18 protein-coding genes are annotated in these 20682 nt (G+C 59.8%); 14 read left to right on the top strand and 4 right to left on the bottom strand.

Annotation, left to right across the window (positions count from 1 at the left end):
- Positions 1–265: 265 nt before the first annotated feature.
- The 3 genes from malQ (at position 266) to WMO17_RS11100 (ending at position 3375) form a co-directional block, all read left to right on the top strand.
- The gene (gene malQ / locus WMO17_RS11110; protein ID WP_349138111.1) at positions 266–1807 is read left to right on the top strand and encodes a 4-alpha-glucanotransferase; all 1542 of its coding nucleotides are present in this window, start codon (positions 266–268) and stop codon (positions 1805–1807) included.
- 279 nt (positions 1808–2086) lie between these two features.
- The gene (locus WMO17_RS11105; RefSeq protein WP_349138110.1) at positions 2087–2875 is read left to right on the top strand and encodes a GGDEF domain-containing protein; all 789 of its coding nucleotides are present in this window, start codon (positions 2087–2089) and stop codon (positions 2873–2875) included.
- Positions 2876–2934: 59 nt separating this feature from the next.
- A complete protein-coding gene (locus tag WMO17_RS11100; protein ID WP_044953312.1) occupies positions 2935–3375 on the top strand; it encodes a hypothetical protein in 441 nt (146 codons plus the stop codon).
- A gap of 93 nt (positions 3376–3468) precedes the next feature.
- Here WMO17_RS11100 and WMO17_RS11095 read toward each other — a convergent pair whose 3' ends face one another.
- From WMO17_RS11095 to WMO17_RS11085, 3 genes are all read right to left on the bottom strand, one after another.
- Positions 3469–4152: a 5'-methylthioadenosine/adenosylhomocysteine nucleosidase gene (locus WMO17_RS11095; RefSeq protein ID WP_005938270.1), complete on the bottom strand. Its 684-nt coding sequence runs from the start codon at positions 4150–4152 to the stop codon at positions 3469–3471.
- A gap of 324 nt (positions 4153–4476) precedes the next feature.
- Positions 4477–5610: a redox-regulated ATPase YchF gene (gene ychF, locus WMO17_RS11090; protein ID WP_097774170.1), complete on the bottom strand. Its 1134-nt coding sequence runs from the start codon at positions 5608–5610 to the stop codon at positions 4477–4479.
- Between the two features lie 181 nt (positions 5611–5791).
- Positions 5792–7108 (bottom strand): M18 family aminopeptidase, encoded by a 1317-nt coding sequence (locus tag WMO17_RS11085; protein ID WP_349138109.1) that lies wholly within the window; start codon positions 7106–7108, stop codon positions 5792–5794.
- Between the two features lie 175 nt (positions 7109–7283).
- Between WMO17_RS11085 and WMO17_RS11080 the strand changes: the two genes are divergently transcribed.
- The 11 genes from WMO17_RS11080 (at position 7284) to WMO17_RS11030 (ending at position 19560) form a co-directional block, all read left to right on the top strand.
- Positions 7284–8564, top strand: a complete 1281-nt coding sequence (locus WMO17_RS11080) for an L-cysteine desulfidase family protein (RefSeq protein WP_154256415.1) — start codon at positions 7284–7286, stop codon at positions 8562–8564.
- A 134-nt stretch (positions 8565–8698) separates the two neighbouring features.
- Entirely contained in the window at positions 8699–9397 is a 699-nt protein-coding gene (locus WMO17_RS11075) for a response regulator transcription factor (protein ID WP_005938284.1), read from the top strand.
- Positions 9397–10917 carry a sensor histidine kinase gene (locus tag WMO17_RS11070; protein WP_120020658.1) on the top strand — a complete coding sequence of 507 codons (1521 nt, stop codon included), beginning with the start codon at positions 9397–9399 and terminating at the stop codon, positions 10915–10917. The genes WMO17_RS11075 and WMO17_RS11070 overlap by 1 nt, the downstream gene beginning before the upstream one ends.
- Positions 10918–11343: 426 nt before the next feature.
- Positions 11344–11994: a ribulose-phosphate 3-epimerase gene (rpe, locus tag WMO17_RS11065; protein ID WP_097774165.1), complete on the top strand. Its 651-nt coding sequence runs from the start codon at positions 11344–11346 to the stop codon at positions 11992–11994.
- A gap of 14 nt (positions 11995–12008) precedes the next feature.
- Positions 12009–13028, top strand: coding sequence for an RnfABCDGE type electron transport complex subunit D (locus WMO17_RS11060; RefSeq protein WP_349138108.1), 1020 nt, complete (start codon positions 12009–12011; stop codon positions 13026–13028).
- Positions 13025–13747, top strand: a complete 723-nt coding sequence (locus WMO17_RS11055) for an Rnf-Nqr domain containing protein (RefSeq protein WP_154256411.1) — start codon at positions 13025–13027, stop codon at positions 13745–13747. The genes WMO17_RS11060 and WMO17_RS11055 overlap by 4 nt, the downstream gene beginning before the upstream one ends.
- Positions 13744–14355, top strand: a complete 612-nt coding sequence (locus WMO17_RS11050; RefSeq protein ID WP_005938298.1) for an Rnf-Nqr domain containing protein — start codon at positions 13744–13746, stop codon at positions 14353–14355. Before WMO17_RS11055 ends, WMO17_RS11050 begins: the two co-directional genes overlap by 4 nt.
- 24 nt (positions 14356–14379) lie before the next feature.
- The gene (locus tag WMO17_RS11045; RefSeq protein ID WP_349138106.1) at positions 14380–15459 is read left to right on the top strand and encodes a putative glycoside hydrolase; all 1080 of its coding nucleotides are present in this window, start codon (positions 14380–14382) and stop codon (positions 15457–15459) included.
- Between the two features lie 33 nt (positions 15460–15492).
- On the top strand, positions 15493–16785 hold the full coding sequence (locus WMO17_RS11040; protein WP_349138105.1) for a DUF1015 domain-containing protein: 1293 nt from the start codon (positions 15493–15495) through the stop codon (positions 16783–16785).
- Positions 16786–16798: 13 nt separating this feature from the next.
- Entirely contained in the window at positions 16799–18715 is a 1917-nt protein-coding gene (locus WMO17_RS11035; protein ID WP_349138104.1) for a DEAD/DEAH box helicase, read from the top strand.
- Positions 18712–19560 (top strand): putative RNA methyltransferase, encoded by an 849-nt coding sequence (locus WMO17_RS11030; protein ID WP_349138103.1) that lies wholly within the window; start codon positions 18712–18714, stop codon positions 19558–19560. The genes WMO17_RS11035 and WMO17_RS11030 overlap by 4 nt, the downstream gene beginning before the upstream one ends.
- A gap of 319 nt (positions 19561–19879) precedes the next feature.
- Here the strand turns inward: WMO17_RS11030 and WMO17_RS11025 are convergent, their stop codons facing one another.
- Positions 19880–20533 carry an ECF transporter S component gene (locus WMO17_RS11025; RefSeq protein ID WP_242960012.1) on the bottom strand — a complete coding sequence of 218 codons (654 nt, stop codon included), beginning with the start codon at positions 20531–20533 and terminating at the stop codon, positions 19880–19882.
- Positions 20534–20682: the final 149 nt, after the last annotated feature.

Genomic DNA, 20682 nt, shown 5'->3' with positions numbered 1-20682 from the left:
ATTGGCAACGACTGCGGTCGTTCCAATTCTGCTTTTTCACGCAAGGGGCCGTAAAGGCCAACAACAAAAGCGAAATAAAAAATCTGGATTCCGCTGAACATAGCCAGAGCGAAAGCGGAGGCTATTTAAAATCGAAAAAGGGATACACACCCAGTTTAAAAATAAGTATACCACGTTTTTTGCCTGTGGAAAATAGTCTGCGGATATGTTATGATAAGAAACAACGATATTCCCATAAAATGTTAAAAATGAGGAAGGTAATAGCATGCGTGAAAGTGGAATCCTGATGCCGGTGTCCAGCCTGCCCGGCCCTTACGGTATTGGCTGCTTTGGCAAGGAAGCATTCAAGTTTGTGGATTTTCTGGCACAAGCGGGCCAGAAGATCTGGCAGATCCTGCCGCTCAGTCCCACCGGCTACGGTGACAGCCCCTATCAGAGCTGCTCGGCCTTTGCGGGCAACCCCTATTTTATCGACCTCGACGCTTTGAAGGAAGAAGGCCTGCTCACCGCCGCCCAGCTCAAGGCCGAAAAATGGGGCACAGACCCCAAAGAGGTGGACTACGGCACTTTGTATGTGAGCCGCTTTAAAGTCCTGCGCACCGCCTACGCCGCATGGCGCAAGCAGTGCGCAGGGCTGCACGGCTGCAGCTATTACTTCCCGGATGATTATTATGCCTTTACTCTCGCCAATGAGGAATGGCTGGACGACTACGCCCTGTACATGGCCCTGAAAGTGGCCAACGGCATGAAGAACTGGGTGGAGTGGGACAAGCCCTACCGCCTGCGCGACAAGAAGGCCCTTGCTGCCTTTGCCGCCGAAAACGAGGAAGAGATCGGGTTCTGGAAGTTCGTGCAGTACAAGTTTGCGGCCCAGTGGCAGGCGGTGAAGGCCTATGCCAACAAAAAGGACGTGCAGATTTTGGGCGACATCCCCATCTACGTCTCTGCCGACTCGGTGGATGCATGGGTGGGCGGCGCGCTGTTTGAGCTGGATGCCGACGGCGGCTTTGCCCGTGTGGCGGGCTGCCCGCCGGATTACTTCTCTGCTGACGGTCAGCTGTGGGGCAACCCGCTGTACAACTGGGCCTACCACAAAAAGACCGGCTACGCGTGGTGGGTGCGCCGGGTGCGCCACGCACTGGGCATCTACGACCTGCTGCGCATCGACCACTTCCGCGGCTTCGATACCTATTGGGCCATCCCGGCGGACAGCACCACCGCCCGCACCGGCAAGTGGGAGAACGGCCCCGGCATGGAGCTGTTCGATGCGCTGGAAGCTGCCCTTGGCAAGCTGCCCATCATTGCCGAGGATCTGGGTGAACTGTTCCCCAGCGTGCGAAAGCTGCTGGCCGACAGCACCTTCCCGGGCATGAAGGTGCTGCAGTTCGCCTTTGGCGGCGGGGACAGCGAGTATCTGCCCCACAACCACGTCAAGAACAGCGTAGTGTATCCCGGCACCCACGATAACACCACCCTGACCGACTGGTGGGAGAACGGCGCTTCCGAAAAGGAAAAGGCTGCCGCTGCCGCTTATCTGCACCTGACCGGCGTAAAGCCCACCGTAAAGGAGCTGGCGGCCATCCGGACCGATGATGTCCGCATCGCTCTGCTGCGCGCAGCGCTGGGGTCGGTGGCTGACCGGGCCATCATCCCCATGTACGACTGGCTGGGTCTGGGTGCGGAAGCACACCTGAATACCCCCGGCAAGCTGGGCGGAAACTGGGCATGGCGCGCCGCTGACGGCTTTGCCGCCAAGGCACTGGCCAAGACCATCCACGACGAGTGCAGTGTGTACTGCCGCGTATAAACAGAAGGCACAGAGCGGCGGGAGCTTAGCAATTTGACGAAAATATAAAAACTCCGGCAGAAAATTGTGCGTTTTGCTGGTAAAATCGGAAGCTGAATGGTATAATGTTGCTAAAGCGGCATTATGCCATTTTTCTTTGCCTGATGCGTTCCCGGCATTTCCGGAAACAGGGCGGGCGCGAGATGCATAATGCGGCAGATGGTTCCTGAACGTATGGGGAACAGGTGACTGCACGCGGGATACGGGAGCGCCGCGTGCGCAGATGATGGGGAAAATTACATGAAGAAAGAATGTACCGAGCAGGATCTACGGGAACTTGCGCGCTCAGCGCAGGCCGTATTTGAGGCAGTGACCCTGACCGAAGCACCGCTTTGTGACGGCTGGCAGGACGATGGCCTGCGGGTGGACTACGAGCTGCGCAATGGCCGTGTGGACTGTGTGCTGCACCGCAGAGTGGAAGCGGACGGCAAATGCTGGGAGCTGGAAATGTGCGCACCGCTGGCAGGCAATGTGCTGCCGGAAGAGCGCATGACACCCCGGGAGCGGGAGCTGTGCCGCGAGGATATGAGCCACGATTTCCTTACCGGTGTGTACAACCGCCGCTATCTGGAAACGGTGTTTGCCCAAAAGCTGGAACAGTGTGCAGCGCAGGGCCGCAAGGCGGCTGTGGCGCTGGTGAGCATCGACAACGGCCAGAAGCTGCGGGATACCTACGGCCAGCCTGTGATGGACCAGCTGCACTGCTTTGTGGGCAACCAGTGGAAAAAGAGCTTTGATACCCCTGCGGCCCGCGTGGTCTGCCGCCTGACCGGCAGCATCTTTGCGGTGGGCTGTCTGGACGCCGACGGCAAGCAGCTGGCAGAGGAAATGCAGAACCTGTATCGGCAGATGCCCCGGGAGTGTATCACCACCACCGGCATGATGCGCCGGGTGCCCTTTACCCTGAGCTGCGGCGTGGCGAGCCTTGAGGATGTCCCTGCAAAGAACTGGCAGGCATTGTATGAGCTGTGCGACGCACGCCTGCGGGAGGCACAGAACGCCGGCGGCGATCAGATGCGTGCAGAATAAAACCAGTGTATAAAATCCCCCTTTTGGCGCAGACTAAGGCCAGAAGGGGGATTTTTTGTATGGAAAACCAGAAAAACGACAACCTGAACCTGCTGGAAGCCGTGGTGCAGAATACCGAGATGGGCAAGAACACCTTGGAACAGATCGTGCCGATGACCGACGATGTGCAGTTCAAGGCCGAGCTGCTGCGCCAGCGCAATGTGTACCACCAGCTCAATCAGGAAGCGCACACCGCCATCGAGGCCTGCGGCGGCACCGCGCAGGGGCAGAGCGCCATGGCAAAGCTGAACACGAAAATGGGCATCAGTATGAAGACCCTCACGGACAAGTCCACCCGCAATCTGGCCGAGATGCTCACACAGGGCAGCGGCATGGGGGTGGTGGACTGCGTAAAGGCCCAGAAGGATTACCCCAATGCCGCGCCCGGTGCAAAGCGCCTTGCCCAAAGGCTGCAGGAGTTTCAGGAGGATAGCCGGGTAAAGCTGGAACAGTTCTTATAAGGCTGCGCTGCGGCGCATGAAAAAAAGCGACCCCGTCCGTCAGGTACAGCTGCCTGACGGGCGGGGTCATTGCCGCAAAAGCGGCACATCCTTTTACAGTGCTTCCACCATTGCTGCCACGATCTTGGTGGCGGTGGCTACATATTCCGCAATGCTGAACTTTTTCACCACCAGCACCTCGTGGCCGTCCTCGTCAGCGTTGTCGCTCATGGCGCGCAGGATGACGCAGGGCACACCGTTCTTGGCGGCAATCTGGCTCACAGCGGCACCTTCCATCTCCACGCAGTCGGGGGCGCATTTGGCTTCAATGGCAGCCTTGGTTTCACTGTCGCCCACAAACAGGTCGCCGGTGGCGATCTTGCCCACCAGAGCCTTCACACCCGCTTCGGCGCAGGCTTTTTCGGCGGCAGCGATCAGCTCCGGGTCGCCGGTGTATTCCTTGAGGAACGGCGGGTTCTGGCAGATCATGTCCAGCTGTGCGTCGTGGTACAGCACGGTCTTGCCGATGACCACATCGCCAATGCCGATCTTCGAGGTCATATTGCCTGCGATGCCGGAAAAGATGATCTTCTCCGCGCCGAATTTTGTGATGAGCACCTGCGTGGTGGCGGCGGCATTGGCCTTGCCCATGCCGGCACAGCACACCACCACCTGTCTGCCGGCCAGCGTGCCCTTGTGGTAATCCACGCCGCCGTAGGGCTCCACGGTGACGTTTTCCAGCTTTGCACACAGCTGATCGACTTCATCGGGCATTGCGCCCATAATACCGAAAATCATAGGAAACCTCTTTTACGATTTTAAATGGCCGACGCGTGCGCTCTGGCCATATATAGCGGAAGGTTATTTTTGATTTTGTAAGTTCCAAAAGCCTGCGGGCTTTTGGAACTTACTTTTTCACGGGAAGGGCTTGGGACGAACCCTCTCAGTCATCGCTGCGCGATGCCAGCTCTCCCAAAGGGAGAGCTTTTATGGCTCTTCCGGTTCGCTGCAATCGAGCTCCCCCTGAGAGGAAAGACTTCCCCCGGCCGGGGGAAGATGTCACGCAGCGACAAAAGGGGGAATCTGTCAAAACCGTCGGGTTTTGACTGAGAGGGTTTCCCTTTAAACGTTGAACAGGAACTCGATCACATCGCCGTCGTTGACAACGTACTCCTTGCCCTCGGTGCGCTGCAGACCCTTGGCCTTGACGGCGGCGTAATCGAAGTTGTTGGCTTCCAGATCGCTATAGCCAATGACGCTGGCACGGATGAAGCCGCGCTCGAAATCGCTGTGGATCTTGCCGGCAGCCTGCGGTGCCTTGGTGCCCTTGCGGATGGTCCATGCGCGGCACTCCTTCTTGCCGTCGGTCAGGAAGGAGATCAGGCCCAGCAGATCATAGCTGGCAGTGATGAGGTTGTCCAGACCGCTGGCTTCAATGCCCATTTCAGCCAGAAAAGCCTTCTTTTCCTCGGGAGAGTAGTCGGCGATATCCTCCTCGGTCTTGGCGCAGATGGGAATGTAGCGTGCGCCCTCTTCCTTGGCGCGTGCGGCCACCAGCGGGACATACTTGTTGTTTTCGATGCCCTCCATCAGGTCGTCCTCGCCCACGTTGCAGGCGTACAGCACCGGCTTTGCGCTCAGCAGACCCATCTCGTGCAGAACAGCTTGCTGCTCGGCATCGCCCTCGTCAAAATCGAAGCTGCGGGCAGGCTTGCCGGCGCTCAGGTGGTCGGCCAGCTGCTGCAGCCATGCGGCTTCGGCGGCAGCACCCTTGTTGTTGCCGCTCTTGGCAGCCTTTGCCATGCGGCCTGCGCGGTTCTGCACCACCTCAAGGTCGGACAGGATCAGCTCGTAGTCGATGGCGTCGATGTCAGCAATGGGGTCCACGGCCTCGGCCTTGGAAACATCCTCCACCACATGGATGATGTTGTCATCGTCAAAGCAGCGCACTACATGCACAATGGCGTCGCACTCGCGGATGTGGCCCAGGAACTTGTTGCCAAGGCCTGCACCCTGGCTGGCACCCTTCACAAGGCCCGCGATATCCACGAACTCCACGATGGCAGGGGTCTTTTTATTGGTCTGCCAGATCTCGGCCAGCTTGTCCAGACGCTTGTCCGGCACGGCTACGATGCCGCTGTTCGGCTCGATGGTGCAGAAGGGATAGTTTGCGGCTTCTGCGTTCTTGGTGGAGGTGATGGCATTGAACAGAGTGGACTTGCCGACGTTCGGCAGGCCGACGATACCTAATTTCATTTTATTATACTCCTTGCGAAAAAGATTTTACGCTGCGGTAAAAAGCGATATTATAACAAAATAATTGTAGCACAATGGACGTTTTTTCTCAATACTCACTTAAGTGGAAACGAAAAGCCGCCCGTGGAAAAGCAGTGCTGCTTTTCCACGGGCAGTCCTTATGATTCAGGTTGTACGGGTCTTACTTGCAGATGGCAAGGGTGCCGGACGCGGTCTCCTCAAAATGGCTGGCGTAGAATTCCTCCATCAGCCGGATGAGAGAAATGATGTCCCGGGCACCGGCGGTCTCGTAGCAGGAGTGCATGGCCAGCTGGGGCAGGCCGATGTCCACGCAGTTCATGGATACCTGTGCCATGGCAAGGTTGCCCAGCGTGCTGCCGCCGACCTTATCGGAACGGTTGGCAAAATACTGCAGCGGGACACCGGCGCGGGCGGCAAGCTCCTTTGCCACGGCCATGCTCATGCCGTCGCTGGTATACTTCTGGCCGGCGTGCACCTTGACCACAACGCCCTCGTTCATGTAGGTGCAGTTGTTCACATCGGTATATTCCGGGTGGTTGGGGTGCACGGCGTGGGCGTTATCGGCGCTGAACATGAAGCTGGAGGCCACCGCACGGTGGAAGTCCTCATCGCCGGGGCAGACGTTCTGCGCGATGCGGTGCAGTACATCGTACAGGAAGGTGGAAGCTGCGCCCTGCTTGGTGCCGGAGCCCACTTCTTCGTTGTCGAAGAAGGCGGCAACGTTGATGGAGCGGGCGCAGTGCGCGTTCAGAAAACCCTTCAGGATGCCGAACACGCACTGCTGGTCATCCAGACGGCCGGAGGAGATGAACTCTTCATTGCAGCCCCAGACGGCGGCCTTTTCGCGGATGCAGAGGAACAGGTCACTGCCAAGGATCTGCTCTTCTGCCACCTGCAGCTCAGCGGCGATCAGCTTTTTCAGCACGCCTTCCTCGGCGGCACCGCCCAGCAAAGGCAGCATATCCACCTGCTTGTTGTAGGAAGCCCTGTCGTTGACTTCGCGATCCATGTGGATGGCTACGCTGGGGATCATCAGCAGGTCGCGGTCCAGCGTGAGCAGGCGGGAAGTGATGGCATTGTTCTCCTTTATCAGCACGCGGCCTGCCACCGACAGCGGCCTGTCCATCCATGTGGAGCAGATCATGCCGCCGTAGCCCTCGGTGTTCAGCTTAGTGTACTTCTGGCCCATGTGGATCTCGGCGTTTTCCTTGATGCGGAAGCAGGGGGAATCCGTGTGGGCAGCGGCCACGTTGAAGCTGTAGTTTTCCAGCTGTTCTCCCATGCGGAATGCAAGGATGCTGGAGCCGTTGCGGCAGACAAAATAGCTCCTGCCGGGTTCCAGCTGCCACCGGCGGCTCTCCAGCAGCTCGGAAAAGCCCTCCTTCAGCAGGATGTTCCGGACGGATGCAGTGGTGTGGTATGCGGTAGGATTGCCGTCAATGAAGGACAGCAGCTCCTGTACTTCTTTTTCGATCATTGGAAGACCCTCCATGGATTTATCGGTTTGGATGCTCCTATTCTACTTCTGCTGTTTGCGCTTTGCAATAGCCGGCCCTGCGTGCGGGGAAGAATTTGTTTTACATTGCGCGGGTTCTATAGTATACTATTCCTGTTGGTAAATATCGAATCGACAGGAAAGGCAGGGACCCGTCATGGAACGCAGTGATCCGCGCTATCAGGCGTATGTGAAAATATTAAAAGAGGAGCTCATCCCGGCAATGGGCTGCACAGAGCCCATTGCACTGGCTTATGCTGCGGCCCGGGCACGCGAGGTGCTGGGCGCACTGCCCGAGAGCGTGCAGCTGCAGGTGAGCGGCAGCATCATCAAAAACGTGAAGAGCGTCATCGTGCCCAACACCGGCCACCTGAAAGGCATGGAAGCCGCTGTGGCAGCGGGCATCATTGCCGGTTCGGCAGACAGAGAGCTGGAAGTCATCTCCGAGGTCAGCGAGGACAAGAAGGCTGCCATCCGGGACTATCTGCAGACGGTGCCCATTTCCATCCAGCACATCGAGCAGGGGCATGTGTTCGATATCATCGTTACCGAGCGCAGCGGGGATTCCTACGCAAAGGTGCGCATTGCGGATTTTCACACCAACATCTGCCTGATCGAAAAGAATGGCCGGGTGCTCTACGAAAAGCCGCTGCTGAACGAGGAGACCCGGCGGGACAGCCGGGCCGACCGCAGCCTGCTGAACATGAAGGACATCTGGGACTTTGCCGAGACGGCCGACCTGCAGGATGTGGCGGACCTGCTGGAACGCCAGATCCGCTATAACAACGCCATTGCAGAGGAGGGCCTTCTGGGCGACTATGGCGCGAACATCGGCCGGGTGCTGCTTTCTACCTACGGCAACGATGTGTCTATCCGGGCCAAGGCCAAGGCGGCCGCCGGTTCGGATGCCCGCATGAACGGCTGTGAGCTGCCGGTCATCATCAACTCCGGCAGCGGCAATCAGGGCATCACCTGCTCGGTGCCGCTCATTGAATATGCCAAGGAGCTGCACAGCGGCAAGGAAAAGCTTTACCGTGCCCTCATCATTTCCAATCTGGTGGCCATCCACGAAAAGACCGGCATCGGCACCCTGTCCGCCTACTGCGGCGCAGTCAGCGCCGGTGCGGGCGCTGGCGCGGGCATCGTATATCTGTGCGGCGACGGCTATCAGGCCGCCATCCACACGGTGGTCAATGCGCTGGCCATCGTGTCCGGCATCGTGTGCGACGGCGCAAAGGCCTCCTGCGCGGCAAAGATCGCATCCTCGGTGGATGCGGCCTTGCTTGGCTACAACATGTACAAGTGCCATCAGGAGTTCAAGGGCGGCGACGGCATCGTGATGAAGGACATCGAGACCACCATCAAGGGCATCGGCCGTCTGGGCAAGGACGGCATGAAGGAGACCAATGAGGAGATTATCCGGCTGATGATCGAGTAAGGCCGGGCCGGAATTGTGAAAAAATCATACAAATCCTTCTTTATTTTGTCATAACTCTTCCGTATAATAAGAAGTGGAATACTTTGCTGCTCTGCCCGCCCGGCGGGCATCCGATAAAATGGGAGGAGATCATTATGGCCAACGAAAAGATCCTCGTTGTGGACGACGATACCAATATCTGCGAGCTGCTGCGGCTGTACCTGACCAAGGAGGGCTATCAGGTCACGGTGGCAAACGATGGCGAAGAAGGTCTGGAAAAGTTCAATCAGGTCAAGCCCGATATGGTGCTGCTGGACGTGATGATGCCCAAGATGGACGGTCTGGAAGTGTGCCGCCGCATCCGCAAGGCGGGCAACACCCCGGTGATGATGCTCACGGCCAAGGGCGAGACCTTTGATAAGGTGCTGGGCTTGGAGCTGGGTGCAGACGATTACATGGTAAAGCCCTTTGATGCCAAGGAAGTGGTGGCCCGCATCAAGGCGGTGCTGCGCCGCTGCCAGACCACCACGGCTGCTGCCGAGAGCACCGAGGGCGTGATCGAATTCGACAACCTGCGTCTGGACATGAACAGCTATGAGCTGCGGGTCAAGGGCAAGGTGGTGGAGGCTCCCCCCAAGGAGCTGGAACTGCTGAACTGTCTGGCCTCCCATCCGAACCGCGTCTACACCCGTGACCAGCTGCTGGACGAGGTGTGGGGCTTTGAGTATTACGGCGACAGCCGCACCATTGATGTGCATGTCAAGCGCCTGCGCGAGAAGCTGGCCGGTGCTTCCGACAAATGGGAGCTGAAGACCGTATGGGGCGTGGGCTATAAGTTCGAGGTGCGTCAGTAATGCGCAAAAGTATCTCGGTGGCATTCTTCTCGCTGGTGTCCACCCTGATGGTGCTGGGCATCGTGCTGATGGGCGCTTCGGAGTGGGTGCTGTTCAAGAACTACTTCGCCAAGGACCGCTACGAAACACTGGATCAGGTGGTGGGTGTCACCCAGCGCACGGCCCAGTATCTGGTCCAGCAGGCGGAGCTGCCGGAAGGCGATGAGCTGGACGCACTGAGCACCAAGCTGGAGATCATCGGCGAGAGCGCAGAGGCCTATCTGTTCTTTACCGACAACGACGGCCGGGTGATGATCGCCTCCAGCCCGGACAAGCTGGAGAGCCTGACCGTGCCGGAAGAAATGATGGAGAAGATCGACGCTTCCGATGCGGATTACTACCATGTGTTCGGCACGCTTGGCGGCATGCTGGACGGGAAAAGCTACATCACGGTCAGCGAAATGCGCAATGAGAACGGCCAGCCCAGCGGCTACCTGTTCCTGTGCTCTTCCGGCGAGCAGTTGACCCAGTTCAAGCAGCAGTTCTGGTCCAACTTCCTGCTGTCGGCCTGTGTGATGCTGCTGTGTGCTAGCATCCTGACCAAGATCCTGATGCGCCAGCTCACCGACCCGCTGCAGAAGGTGACGGATGCCGCCCAGCGCTTTGGCGGCGGGGATCTTTCCGTCCGTGTGGAGGGGGTGGAAGGCGAAGGCGAGGCAGCCGACCTTGCCCGCACCTTCAACCGCATGGCAGACAACATCCAGATGAACGACAACTCCCGCGGTCAGTTCATGGGCAACATCGCCCACGAGCTGCGCACCCCCATGACCACCATCAAGGGCTTTGTGGACGGCATTCTGGACGGCACCATCCCGCCGGATATGCAGAACCACTACCTGCAGCTGGTCAGTGAGGAAACGGGCCGTCTGGCACGGCTCATCCAGAACATGCTGGATCTTTCCAAGCTGGAAAGCGGCGAATATCAGGTGAATGCCCGGATGTTCAACATCTGGGAGACGATCACCGGCGTGGCGCTCTCGGCAGAGCAGCGCATCAACGACGGCATGATCGACATCGACGGCCTGACCATGGACGAAAAGGTGCTGGTCTACGCCGACCCCGACCTGATCCATCAGGTGGTGTATAACCTGCTGGACAACGCCATCAAGTTTACGCCTGCGGGCGGCACCATCCGCTTCGGGGTGGAAAAGCTTGGCCCGGAAGCCGAGATCTCCATCTGGAACTCCGGTCAGGGCATCAGCCCGGAAGCGCTGCCATACGTGTTCCAGCGGTTCTACAAGGAGGACCGCTCCCGCGGCCTGCACGCCCGGGGCGCGGGTCTGGGCCTGAACATCTGCAAGGTGCTGGTGAACCTTTCCGGCGGGCAGATCCGGGTGGAGAGCCAGCAGGGCGAGTGGTGCCGGTTTGTGTTCACCCTGCCCACCGTGGCCCCGAACCCCGGCGGCATGAAGCGTCTGCCGGACGAAGCCGGCGGTGAACCCACCGTGGAAGACCCTGCAAGCATGAAGCCCGTAGAATGAACTTCCAGCCAGACTGCCCCGGACCCGGGGCGGTCTGGCTGTTTTGGCGTGGGGAACTTTGCCGCCGATGAAACTCCCCCAGTCATCTCGCTGCGCTCAATGCCAGCCCCCTCTGGGATGGGGCCCGTGGCATGGCGGTAAAGCTTCCGGTTAAAGTGCAAATCTTCCGGGCGTGCCAGAGGCTCCCTCTCCGAGGGAGCTGGCAAAGCCGTCAGGCTTTGACTGAGGGAGTTTCTTCGCAAATGGACAAATCTTTCCAAATACGTCATTTCCGTGAAAAAGCCATTGGCGGGTTTGATTTTTTGCTCGTTTTCATGTAAACTAAAAGATAACCATGCCCATGCTGTTTTTGCGGTTTGAAACCGCCAGTACAATGGGACAAATGGGAATAAGAATTTATAAAATAACGGAGCGTAAAGATAGAATATGGCAATCGTAAGTCCTTCGATCCTTTCCGCTGATTTTGGCAAACTGGGTGCAGACTGCCGCATGGTGCTGGATGCCGGTGCACAGATGCTACATTACGACGTGATGGACGGTCACTTTGTGCCCAACATCAGCTTTGGCGTGCCGGTGCTCAAGAGCCTGCACAAAAATCTGCCGGATGCCTTTTATGATGTGCACCTGATGATCAGCCATCCGCTGCAGTATGCGGAAGCCTTCATCAAAGCCGGTGCCACCCTGTACAACTTCCACCTTGAGTGCGAGGACGATATCCAGGCCACCATCGATGCCGTCCGGGCGCTGGGCTGCAAGGTGGGGCTGACCATCAAGCCCGGCACCGAGCCGCAGGCGCTGGCACCGTATCTTGACCAGCTGGATCTTGTGCTGGTGATGAGCGTGGAGCCCGGCTTCGGCGGGCAGAAGTTCATGCCCTCGGCGCTGGACAAGCTGCGCTGGCTCAAGGCAGAGCGCGAAGCGCGCGGTGCACACTATCTGCTGGAAGTGGACGGCGGCGTGGACAATGCCACCGCGCCCCAGTGCGTGGAAGCGGGCGCTGATATTCTGGTGGCGGGCAGTGCAGTGTTCGGCGCAGCAGACCCTGCTGCAGCCGTGCAGCACCTCGCCAGCCTTTGAAAGGATAACCATTTATGGATGAATCTTTGATCCGGGAGCAGGAGGCACAGCTCCAGAAGACCGGCCGCTACTATAAGCATATCTGCTTTATGGCGGTGCCGGTGCTGTGCATGGCCTGTTTTCTGTACGGTGTGCGCCCGCTGCTGCTGTGCGGCATTGCGGTGCTTACCGGCAACCTGTGCGACCGTCTCGTTTCGCTGCTGCGCCGCCGCGTGTATCAGGGCAGTGACTTTTCCAACGAGAGCTTTGCGCTCGTCATTGCCCTGCTGATGCCGGTGACGGTGGATATCTATGTTCTGATCGCCGCAGTGCTTGCCGGTGTGCTGATCGGCAAGGAGATCTTTGGCGGCTACGGCAGCTACCCCTTCAACCCGGCTGCTGTGGGCTATGTGGTGGCGGCAGTGTCATGGCCGGAACAGGTGTTCCGCTATCCGCAGCCCTACACCAGCATCCCCCTGTGGGACGCCTCCATGGTGCCGGTCTCCAGCGCCATTGAGGACACCCTGCGCAGCGGCGGCATGCTGAACATCGGCTCGCTGGCGTTGGGTCTGGGCGAATATGCTGCTCCCATGGGCACCGGCGCTGCGCTGGTGATCCTTGCCTGCGGCCTGTTTTTGTGGACCCAGAAGGATGCCCACATGTCTGCATCGATCAGCTTTCTTGTGACCTGTGCGGTCATTGCGTTCTTCTTCCCGCGGCAGGCGGGCCTTGCCGACAGTGCCGTGCTGTCAAATATCCTGCCCCGCCTGCAGTGTGTGCGGGATGAGCTGCTGACTGGCGCGATCCTGTTCAGCGCGGTGTTCCTGATCAACGAGCCTTACACCTGCGTGCACCACCGCATGGGCCGTGTGCTGTACGGCGTGCTGGTGGGCGTTGTGAGCATGGGCTTCCGCTACTATGGCGTGTACGAGACCGGTGTGTGCTTTGCGCTGCTGGCGGTCAACAGTGTGTCGGCATGGATCGACCGCACCGAGGCAAAGCTGTATCACCTGACCCATCTGCAGGCAGATGCCGGAAAGGGGGCAGCACAATGAGACGCGCAACGGCTGAACTGATCGTAAAAGATCCCAACAAGTTTGCCCACCACGACCGTGTGTTCCTGAATAACCCGGTGGTCATGCAGGGCATGGGCCTTGCCCCGCTGGTGGTGCTTGCCACCAGCGGCCAGAATGCGGTGATGCTGGCGGTGGCGGTGGCGCTGCTGCTGGTGCCCTCCCGCGTGCTGGCATGTCTGCTGAGCCGCCTTGTGCCCCTGCACGACGAGGACCCCGCTCCGGAAACGCTGCAGAAAAAGCTGCTGCCCCGTGCACTGGTGTACGGCTTCAGCACGGCGGTGGTGTATCTGGCGGTGTATCCCATCCTGAATATGCTGTTCAGCACCAGCCTGCTGAGCCTTGGCATCTACCTGCCCCTGCTCACGGTGGAGCCGCTGCTGACCTACCGCTTTGGCCGCGTGCAGGAGACGGTGCGCAAGGCTGTCTCCAAGGGCCTGCGCATCACGGTGGGCTATGCTTTGCTGCTGGTGCTGCTGGGCTGCGTCCGTGAATGGCTGGCCGCAGGCACCATGTTCGGTGTGGTTGTCAGCCGCCCGGTGCTGCCCATGGCAAGCATGCCGGCAGGCGGCTTTATCGTGCTGGGCGTGCTGTGCGCCGTATGGCGTGCACTGGCCCAAAAGCGCAAGGCATATCTCACCAAAGAGGCACGCAACCTTGTGGATGTGCATTCCCAGAAGGAGGCGGACCGCGAACAATGAGAGATGTTGTAACAACAAGTGCAGTGTTCTTCAGCTATGCACTGCTGGCGGTGTTCGCGCAGAACGCCGTCTTTACCCGTGCACTGGGCGTTTCGCGTCTGGTGCAGCTGGTGGGCGATGACCGCACCAGCAGCTGGCTGTTCGGTATGCAGCTGTGCATCACGCAGGTGCTGGTAACGCCCTTTGCGTGGTATGCCGGCAGCCGGATCGCGCCGCTGGCAAACCGTGCCCAGCTGCGCCCGCTGGTGTATATTGCCAGCATTGCCGTGGTGTGCGTTCTGGAGCACGCCGTGCTGTGGCTGGCGAAAGGCCTGCCGCACCGCAGCGCATTGCTGCGCATCGTGCCGCTGGCGGGCCTGAACAGCTGTGTGCTTGGCACTGTACTGGTGGAGCGCACCCAGAGCTTTACGCTGGGGCAGAGCCTTGGCTTTGGCCTTGGCAGCGGCCTTGGCTATGTGCTGGCGGTGCTGTTGGTAACGGAAGCCCGCCACCGCCTGCGCAGCAAGGCCATCCCGGAAGCATTCCGCGGCCTGCCCATCACGCTGGTGTATATCGGCGTGCTGGCACTGGCGATCTATGGTTTCACCGGACATTCTGTGATCCTGTAACATTGGCAGGGAGGAGAATCGACAATGGCAAAGTATAAACGTCAGAAGGTCAAGCGCTACCGCCGCAGCTTCTACAGCCGCGGTACACGCATCAAAAAATGCATCGGCATCGTGGTGCTGGTGCTGGCGGTGTTGGGCGCAGCCTGGCTGGCAGCACCCCACGTGCTGGACTGGGCTACCCACACCTGGTATACTGTGGTGAAGAACCGTGATCTGGAAGCTGAATCGGCATCCCGCGCAGCCGCCTCGTCCGAAGCAGCTGCATCCTCGGCGGTACAGGAAGCGGCTTCGTCCCAGCCGGAGCCGGAACAGCCCAAGGAGCTGGACGGCAAGGCCGTTACCGGCGGCAGCTGGGCCGCAGTGGATGTGAGCACCCTTGCCGATGATGCGGCCATCCGTGCAGCGGCGCAGCAGCTCAAGGCGCAGGGAGCGGATTACGGCCTTGTGACCCTGAAAACACCGGATGGCAGCATCTGCTACGCTTCGCAGGTGCCGGCTGCCGCCCAGAGCATTGCCGAAACGACCGTGGACCCGGCCCGCATCGCGGCCATCTTCCGGGAGGAGGGCGTGATCCCTGTGGCCCAGCTTGCAGCCTTCAAGGACCCCATCTCCTCCCGCACCGACCGCAGCATGGCCATCCACTACGGCGACGGCCTGTGGCTGGATGCCCAGAAGGGCGGCAATGCATGGTTGAATCCCTACTCCGCTGCGGCAGTGGAATATGTAGGCGATCTGGTAGCCGAGGTGCAGGGCATGGGCTTTGAGCAGGTAGTCCTGACCAATGTCCAGTTCCCGAAGCTCAGCCGCAAACAGGACTACGGCGAGACCAGCGGCGTTTCCCGCGCGGATCAGCTCAAGGCGGATATCGCCGCCCTGCAGAGCCGCTTTGCGGGCAGCATGACCCTGTGGTTCAGCTACACGCTGGATCAGTGCAACACCAACAGCGTGTCGCTGGATGTGCCCGCTGTGACGCTGGGCATGGACAACCTGCTGGTGACGGCAGACAAGGCGATGGACGCCGACAGCCGCACCGCACTGGAGCAGTCTGCCGCCGGACAGGGCGTGCAGCATCTGGTGCTGCACAGCGCCGACATTTTCCAGTAACGTCTCTGGTTTTATAAGAGGGAGGAATCTGCTATGAATACCAAATCCTGCTTTGCACCGGCCCACATCCTTCTGCCTTCGGAGCAGATCCCACTGGAAAAGTGGGGCTGCATTGCCTGCGATCAGTTCACCAGTGACCGGGATTACTGGCAGAAAGCCGAGGCTGCCGCAGCAGGCAGCCCCAGCACCCTGAACATGATCCTGCCGGAGGTCTATCTGGAGGACGGCGATGCCGATGCACGCATTGAGAAGATCCATGCCACCATGGATGACTATGCCCGGAACGTGCTGACCCGCGCGGTGGACGGCTTTGTTTACGTGGAGCGCACCGAGCAGAGCGGCAAGGTGCGGCAGGGCCTTGTGGGCATGGTGGATCTGGAAGCCTACAGCTACCGCCGCGGCGCACCCTGCGCCGTGCGTCCCAGCGAAAGCACGGTGGAAAGCCGCATCCCGCCCCGCATGAAGGTGCGCACCGGTGCCGCGCTGGAAACGCCCCATATCATGATGCTGGCGGACGACCCCGGCTGCACCCTCATCGAGCCGGTGGCGGCGCATAAAGCCGAACTGCCCAAGGTATACGAGGGCGAATTGATGCTGAACGGTGGCCACATTGCGGGCTGGGCTGTGGAAGACCCTGCCCTCATTGCGCAGATCGAAGATGCGCTGGCTGTGCTGGGCAGTCAGGAAGAATTCGACAAAAAGTATCCGGATGCCACCCGCCGCGACCCGCTGACGCTGGCCGTGGGCGACGGCAACCACTCGCTGGCCACTGCAAAGGCCTGCTGGGAGGAGCTGAAAAAGACACTCACACCGGAGCAGGCAGCAAACCATCCGGCCCGCTGGTGTCTGGCCGAGGTGTGCAATGTGCACTCGCCTGCGATCGAGATCGAGCCGATCCACCGCGTGCTGTTCAATGTGGACTGCGCAGCGGTGCTGCTGAGCCTGATCACCTGGAGCGATTCCAATATGGCCGGCTGCAGCTTTGGCGGCAGCAAGCAGCAGCCCTTCACGCTGGCCGGGCCGCACATGTCCAACGTGCTCAGCTTTGAGGACCCAACCGCACCGCTGACCGTGGGCACCATTGACGAATTTATCGAATACTATCTTGAGCACCACAAGGAAGCCCGCGTGGACTATGTGCACGACGAGCCTGCTGTGCGCGCCCTGTGCAAAAAAGGTGCTGTGGCATTCCTGATGCCGCCGTTTGCCAAGAGTGACCTGTTCAAAGGCGTTGTGATGGGCGGCGTGCTGCCGCGCAAGACCTTCAGCATGGGCCACGCAGAAGAAAAGCGGTACTATGTGGAGTGCCGGAAAATTACGGAATAATTATTGGAGAACCATGACATTTAAAGAATTGAATCTGTCCGCCCCGCTTCTGCGCGCTGTGCAGGAGGCAGGCTATGAGACCCCGTCGCCCATTCAGGCGGCGGCGATCCCGCCGGTGCTGTCCGGCCGGGATCTGATGGGCTGCGCCCAGACCGGTACCGGCAAGACGGCTGCTTTTGCGCTGCCCATGCTGGACCGGCTCACGGCCAATGCGCCCCGCAGAAAGGGTGCCATCCGCGCCCTGATCCTGACCCCTACCCGTGAGCTTGCTTTGCAGATCGGCGAAAGCTTTGATGCCTACGGCAAGTATCTCAAGCTGCGCAGCACCGTCATTTTTGGCGGCGTGGGCCAGGCACCGCAGGTGGAAGCGCTGAAAAAGGGCGTGGACATCCTGATCGCCTGCCCGGGACGGCTCAACGACCTGATCGGTCAGGGATTTATCGATCTCTCGAACCTTGAGATCTTTGTGCTGGACGAAGCCGACCGGATGCTGGATATGGGCTTTGTGCACGATGTGAAGAAGGTGATCGCAAAGCTGCCCGGGGAGCGTCAGAACCTGATGTTCAGCGCCACCATGCCCACCGAGATCGAACAGCTGGCCGCAGGCATCCTGCGCAAGCCCGCCTTCGTCAAGGTGGACCCGGTGTCCAGCACCGTGGACCGCATCCAGCAGAGCCTGTACCATGTGGAAAAGGGCAACAAGAAATTCCTGCTGCCGTGGCTCATCAAGAACCTGCAGCCCCCGGTGGTGAACGCGCTGGTGTTCAGCCGCACCAAGCACGGCGCGGATAAAATTGCAAAAGACCTCACCAAGCAGGGCATCCCGGCGGCGGCCATCCATGGCAACAAGAGCCAGACCGCCCGCGTGACCGCGCTGGAAAACTTCAAGGCCGGTAAGACCAAGGTGCTGGTAGCCACCGATATCGCCGCCCGCGGCATCGATATCAGCGAGCTGTCCCATGTGTTCAACTACGACCTGCCCGAGGTACCGGAGACTTACGTGCACCGCATCGGCCGCACGGCCCGCGCCGGTGCCGACGGTACGGCGGTCAGCTTCTGTGCACCTGAGGAGCAGGAGTATCTGGCAGGCATCGAAAAGTTGAACCGCCGCAAAATTCCCGTGGTGAGCGGCCACCCGTGGGACGGCGTGCCCGCGCCGGTGCGCCCGGAGCCGCCGGTGCGCGGCAAAAAGCCCAAGGCAGCCGCCGCTGAACCGGCAGAAAAGCCTGCCGCAAAGCAGCCGAAGCCCGCAAAGGCCGAAGCAAAAAACGCAAAACCTGAAAAAAAGGCTGCACCCGCACCCAAGGTGCAGGCAAAGCCCGCAAAAACCGAAAAAGAGGAACCATTCATGGATGATACCAAGCGTACTACCGGCGGACGCAGCAATGACCGCCGTTCCAATAATAACAGCCGCCCGCGCCGGGAGCAGAACGCTCCTGCCCGCGGCAGCAATGCGCAGCCCAAGTTTGACCCGCATTTTGTGAGTGCCCCGGAGGCCACTCCGCTGCGCCCGGCCAAAAAGACTCCGGCTGCACCCGCCGCCCCGGCCATCCGTACGGCTGCACAGCCTGCTCAGCAGAACAGCAGCACGCAAGGCCAGAAGAGCCGTCGCAATGACCGCAGCGACCGTCCGGCCCGCCAGAACAGCCAGCCTGCCGCCCAGAGCCAGAGCACAGAGCAGGGCCGCGGTGCAAACAACGGCCAGCGCGGCCGTCAGAATGCGTCCCGCAATGCACAGCCTGCACCGGCCCGTGCCCCCAGAGCGGAGAGCAGCCGCCGCGGCCGTGCCGCTGCTGCAAGGGACGAAGACCCGGGCCTTATGCTCATCAGCCGCCGTCCGCCGCAGCAGAAGTTCACGAACTTTGAGGAGTATATGAACGCCCACGGCGGTGCAACTGCACCCATTGAGGACCACAGCGACGAAGTATGAGCAAAAATGAACCGTTTGCCCCATGGCAGTGCCCGCTGTGCGGGGAAAAACTGACCGGCGACAGCACCCTGAAATGCACAAAAGGCCACTGCTTTGACCGCGCCAAGGAGGGCTACTGGCATCTGCTGCCGGTGCAGAGCATGCGCACCAAGGCCCCCGGCGACAGCAAGGAGATGGTGGCCGCCCGCCGCGCGTTCCTGAATGCCGGATACTACGGCATCTTTGGCAAAGCGGTGGGTGAGCTGTGCGCAGAGTACGGCCAGCCTGCCAGCCCGGAGGCGGCGCTGCATCTGCTGGATGCAGGCTGCGGCGAGGGCTGGTACGACCGCTGCATCGCGCAGGCGCTTGCCGAAAAAGGCCGCCGGGTGCAGCTGGCGGGTTTTGATATCGCAAAGCTTGCGGTGCGTCTTGCGGCCAAGGCCCTGCCCACGGCACAGTATGCGGTGGCATCCAGCTTCAGCCAGCCGGTGCGCACCGGCGGGGCCGACCTGCTGCTGAACTGCTTTTCGCCCTTTGCACAGGAGGAATTCCTGCGGGTGCTGCGCCCGGGCGGACGGATGATCTATGTGGTGCCCGGTGCCGAACACCTGTACCAGATGAAGGCCGTGCTCTACGAAAAGCCCTATAAAAACCCGGTGCAGCAGATCGCCTATGACGGTTTTGCCGCCATTGGGGAACGGGAAGTGACCGGCCGCGTCACGGTGCCCCACGAACAGCTGGAAGCGCTGTTCGCCATGACACCCTATTACTGGAAAACGCCGCGCGGCGGGGCGGAGCGCCTTGCTGCGCTGTCCCAGCTGGAAACCGATATCTCGTTCCGGTTCCTTGTATTTGAAAAGCTGTAATGATAGCAGTTTGCGTTTTTAATGCACAAGCAACATCCGCAGACTGCATATCGCAAATATGCCGTTTTAATAGGCACTATTTTTGAAAATTGCGATAAAAAGCAAAAAACGCTCGTCATGCAGAATTGTGTGACGAGCGCTTTTTTGTTTCGGTTTCTGTCAAAAGCCCCGTCCCCGAGGGGGCTTTCGAGCGAATGCGAGACTGGAGGAGTTCCGTGTGATAGGTCGTCCACGAAAAACACCACTGCCCCCACCGCCGGAGGATAGGAGAAGTCCGGCAGGTGAGGGCAGCAGTGCTGTATCAGGATAGAGAGATCGCTTAGTGTTTTTCGCCCTTGGGCAGCAGACCGGCACGCTCCAGGGCCGGACGCAGGGCGAGGTACAGGATGACCGCACACACGGTGGAGGCCACGCTGTTTACAAAGGTGACACCGCCTGCAATTTTGGTCAGCGCCTGCGCCACGGTGTATTCCTGACCAAAGATGTACACATTGCGGAAGTAGCCCAGGAACGGGTCGGTCAGCACGTTCAGCAGCAGGCCGGAACCGGCAGAAACGATCACCTTGACGAGATAGCCGGAGCTGTGCTTGTCGAGGTCGCGCAGCTTGAATGCCTTGTGCGCCACGGCACCGCAGGTGATGCCGATGATGAACTTGAGCACAAAGGTGGTGACGGCATAGCCCGGGTCACCGGCCAGAATATCGGCCAGCGCCAGACCAATGGCACCGGCCAGACCGCCGGACACACCGTCCAGCAGTAGGGCGGTCAGGGCGGTGAAGGTGTTGCCCAGATGGAACGAAGAACCGCCGTAGAACGGCACACGGAAGAACAGATAGGCCACAAGGCTTAAAGCGGCCATGACACCGGTCAGGGCCAGCTCCTTGGTGGTGAAGGTGCGCTTGTACAGCACACTTGCAAACAGAATGACGATGACAACGACTGCCAGAAGCAGCCACATTGCAGTAGTAGACATGATTTACTCTCCCTCCAAATTTCCGTTCCCGCGGCACCAAAGCCCCACTGGGGCTTTGATTGCTTCGCAACCACTTACCTACAATCCTACTTGACATTTGGGTGTCCAGCGGGTATGCTCCTATTATACGCAGAACTGACACCATGAAA

The organism is Faecalibacterium faecis, from assembly GCF_040096475.1.
In the GTDB taxonomy this organism is placed as follows: domain Bacteria; phylum Bacillota; class Clostridia; order Oscillospirales; family Ruminococcaceae; genus Faecalibacterium; species Faecalibacterium taiwanense.
The sequence above is the reverse complement of the archived record's forward strand: the minus strand, read 5'-3'. Positions and strand labels throughout refer to the sequence as shown.

Bases quoted from the DNA above. Each gene is read 5' to 3' on its own strand.
- WMO17_RS11080 (WP_154256415.1), top strand. From the start codon at position 7,284: ATGGAACGCAGTGATCCGCGCTATCAGGCGTATGTGAAAATATTAAAA.
- WMO17_RS11030 (WP_349138103.1), top strand. From the start codon at position 18,712: ATGAGCAAAAATGAACCGTTTGCCCCATGGCAGTGCCCGCTGTGCGGG.
- WMO17_RS11105 (WP_349138110.1), top strand. From the start codon at position 2,087: ATGAAGAAAGAATGTACCGAGCAGGATCTACGGGAACTTGCGCGCTCA.
- WMO17_RS11025 (WP_242960012.1), bottom strand. From the start codon at position 20,533: ATGTCTACTACTGCAATGTGGCTGCTTCTGGCAGTCGTTGTCATCGTC.
- WMO17_RS11095 (WP_005938270.1), bottom strand. From the start codon at position 4,152: ATGATTTTCGGTATTATGGGCGCAATGCCCGATGAAGTCGATCAGCTG.
- rpe (WP_097774165.1), top strand. From the start codon at position 11,344: ATGGCAATCGTAAGTCCTTCGATCCTTTCCGCTGATTTTGGCAAACTG.
- malQ (WP_349138111.1), top strand. From the start codon at position 266: ATGCGTGAAAGTGGAATCCTGATGCCGGTGTCCAGCCTGCCCGGCCCT.
- WMO17_RS11035 (WP_349138104.1), top strand. From the start codon at position 16,799: ATGACATTTAAAGAATTGAATCTGTCCGCCCCGCTTCTGCGCGCTGTG.
- WMO17_RS11045 (WP_349138106.1), top strand. From the start codon at position 14,380: ATGGCAAAGTATAAACGTCAGAAGGTCAAGCGCTACCGCCGCAGCTTC.
- ychF (WP_097774170.1), bottom strand. From the start codon at position 5,610: ATGAAATTAGGTATCGTCGGCCTGCCGAACGTCGGCAAGTCCACTCTG.
- WMO17_RS11100 (WP_044953312.1), top strand. From the start codon at position 2,935: ATGGAAAACCAGAAAAACGACAACCTGAACCTGCTGGAAGCCGTGGTG.
- WMO17_RS11085 (WP_349138109.1), bottom strand. From the start codon at position 7,108: ATGATCGAAAAAGAAGTACAGGAGCTGCTGTCCTTCATTGACGGCAAT.
- WMO17_RS11050 (WP_005938298.1), top strand. From the start codon at position 13,744: ATGAGAGATGTTGTAACAACAAGTGCAGTGTTCTTCAGCTATGCACTG.
- WMO17_RS11040 (WP_349138105.1), top strand. From the start codon at position 15,493: ATGAATACCAAATCCTGCTTTGCACCGGCCCACATCCTTCTGCCTTCG.
- WMO17_RS11070 (WP_120020658.1), top strand. From the start codon at position 9,397: ATGCGCAAAAGTATCTCGGTGGCATTCTTCTCGCTGGTGTCCACCCTG.
- WMO17_RS11055 (WP_154256411.1), top strand. From the start codon at position 13,025: ATGAGACGCGCAACGGCTGAACTGATCGTAAAAGATCCCAACAAGTTT.
- WMO17_RS11060 (WP_349138108.1), top strand. From the start codon at position 12,009: ATGGATGAATCTTTGATCCGGGAGCAGGAGGCACAGCTCCAGAAGACC.
- WMO17_RS11075 (WP_005938284.1), top strand. From the start codon at position 8,699: ATGGCCAACGAAAAGATCCTCGTTGTGGACGACGATACCAATATCTGC.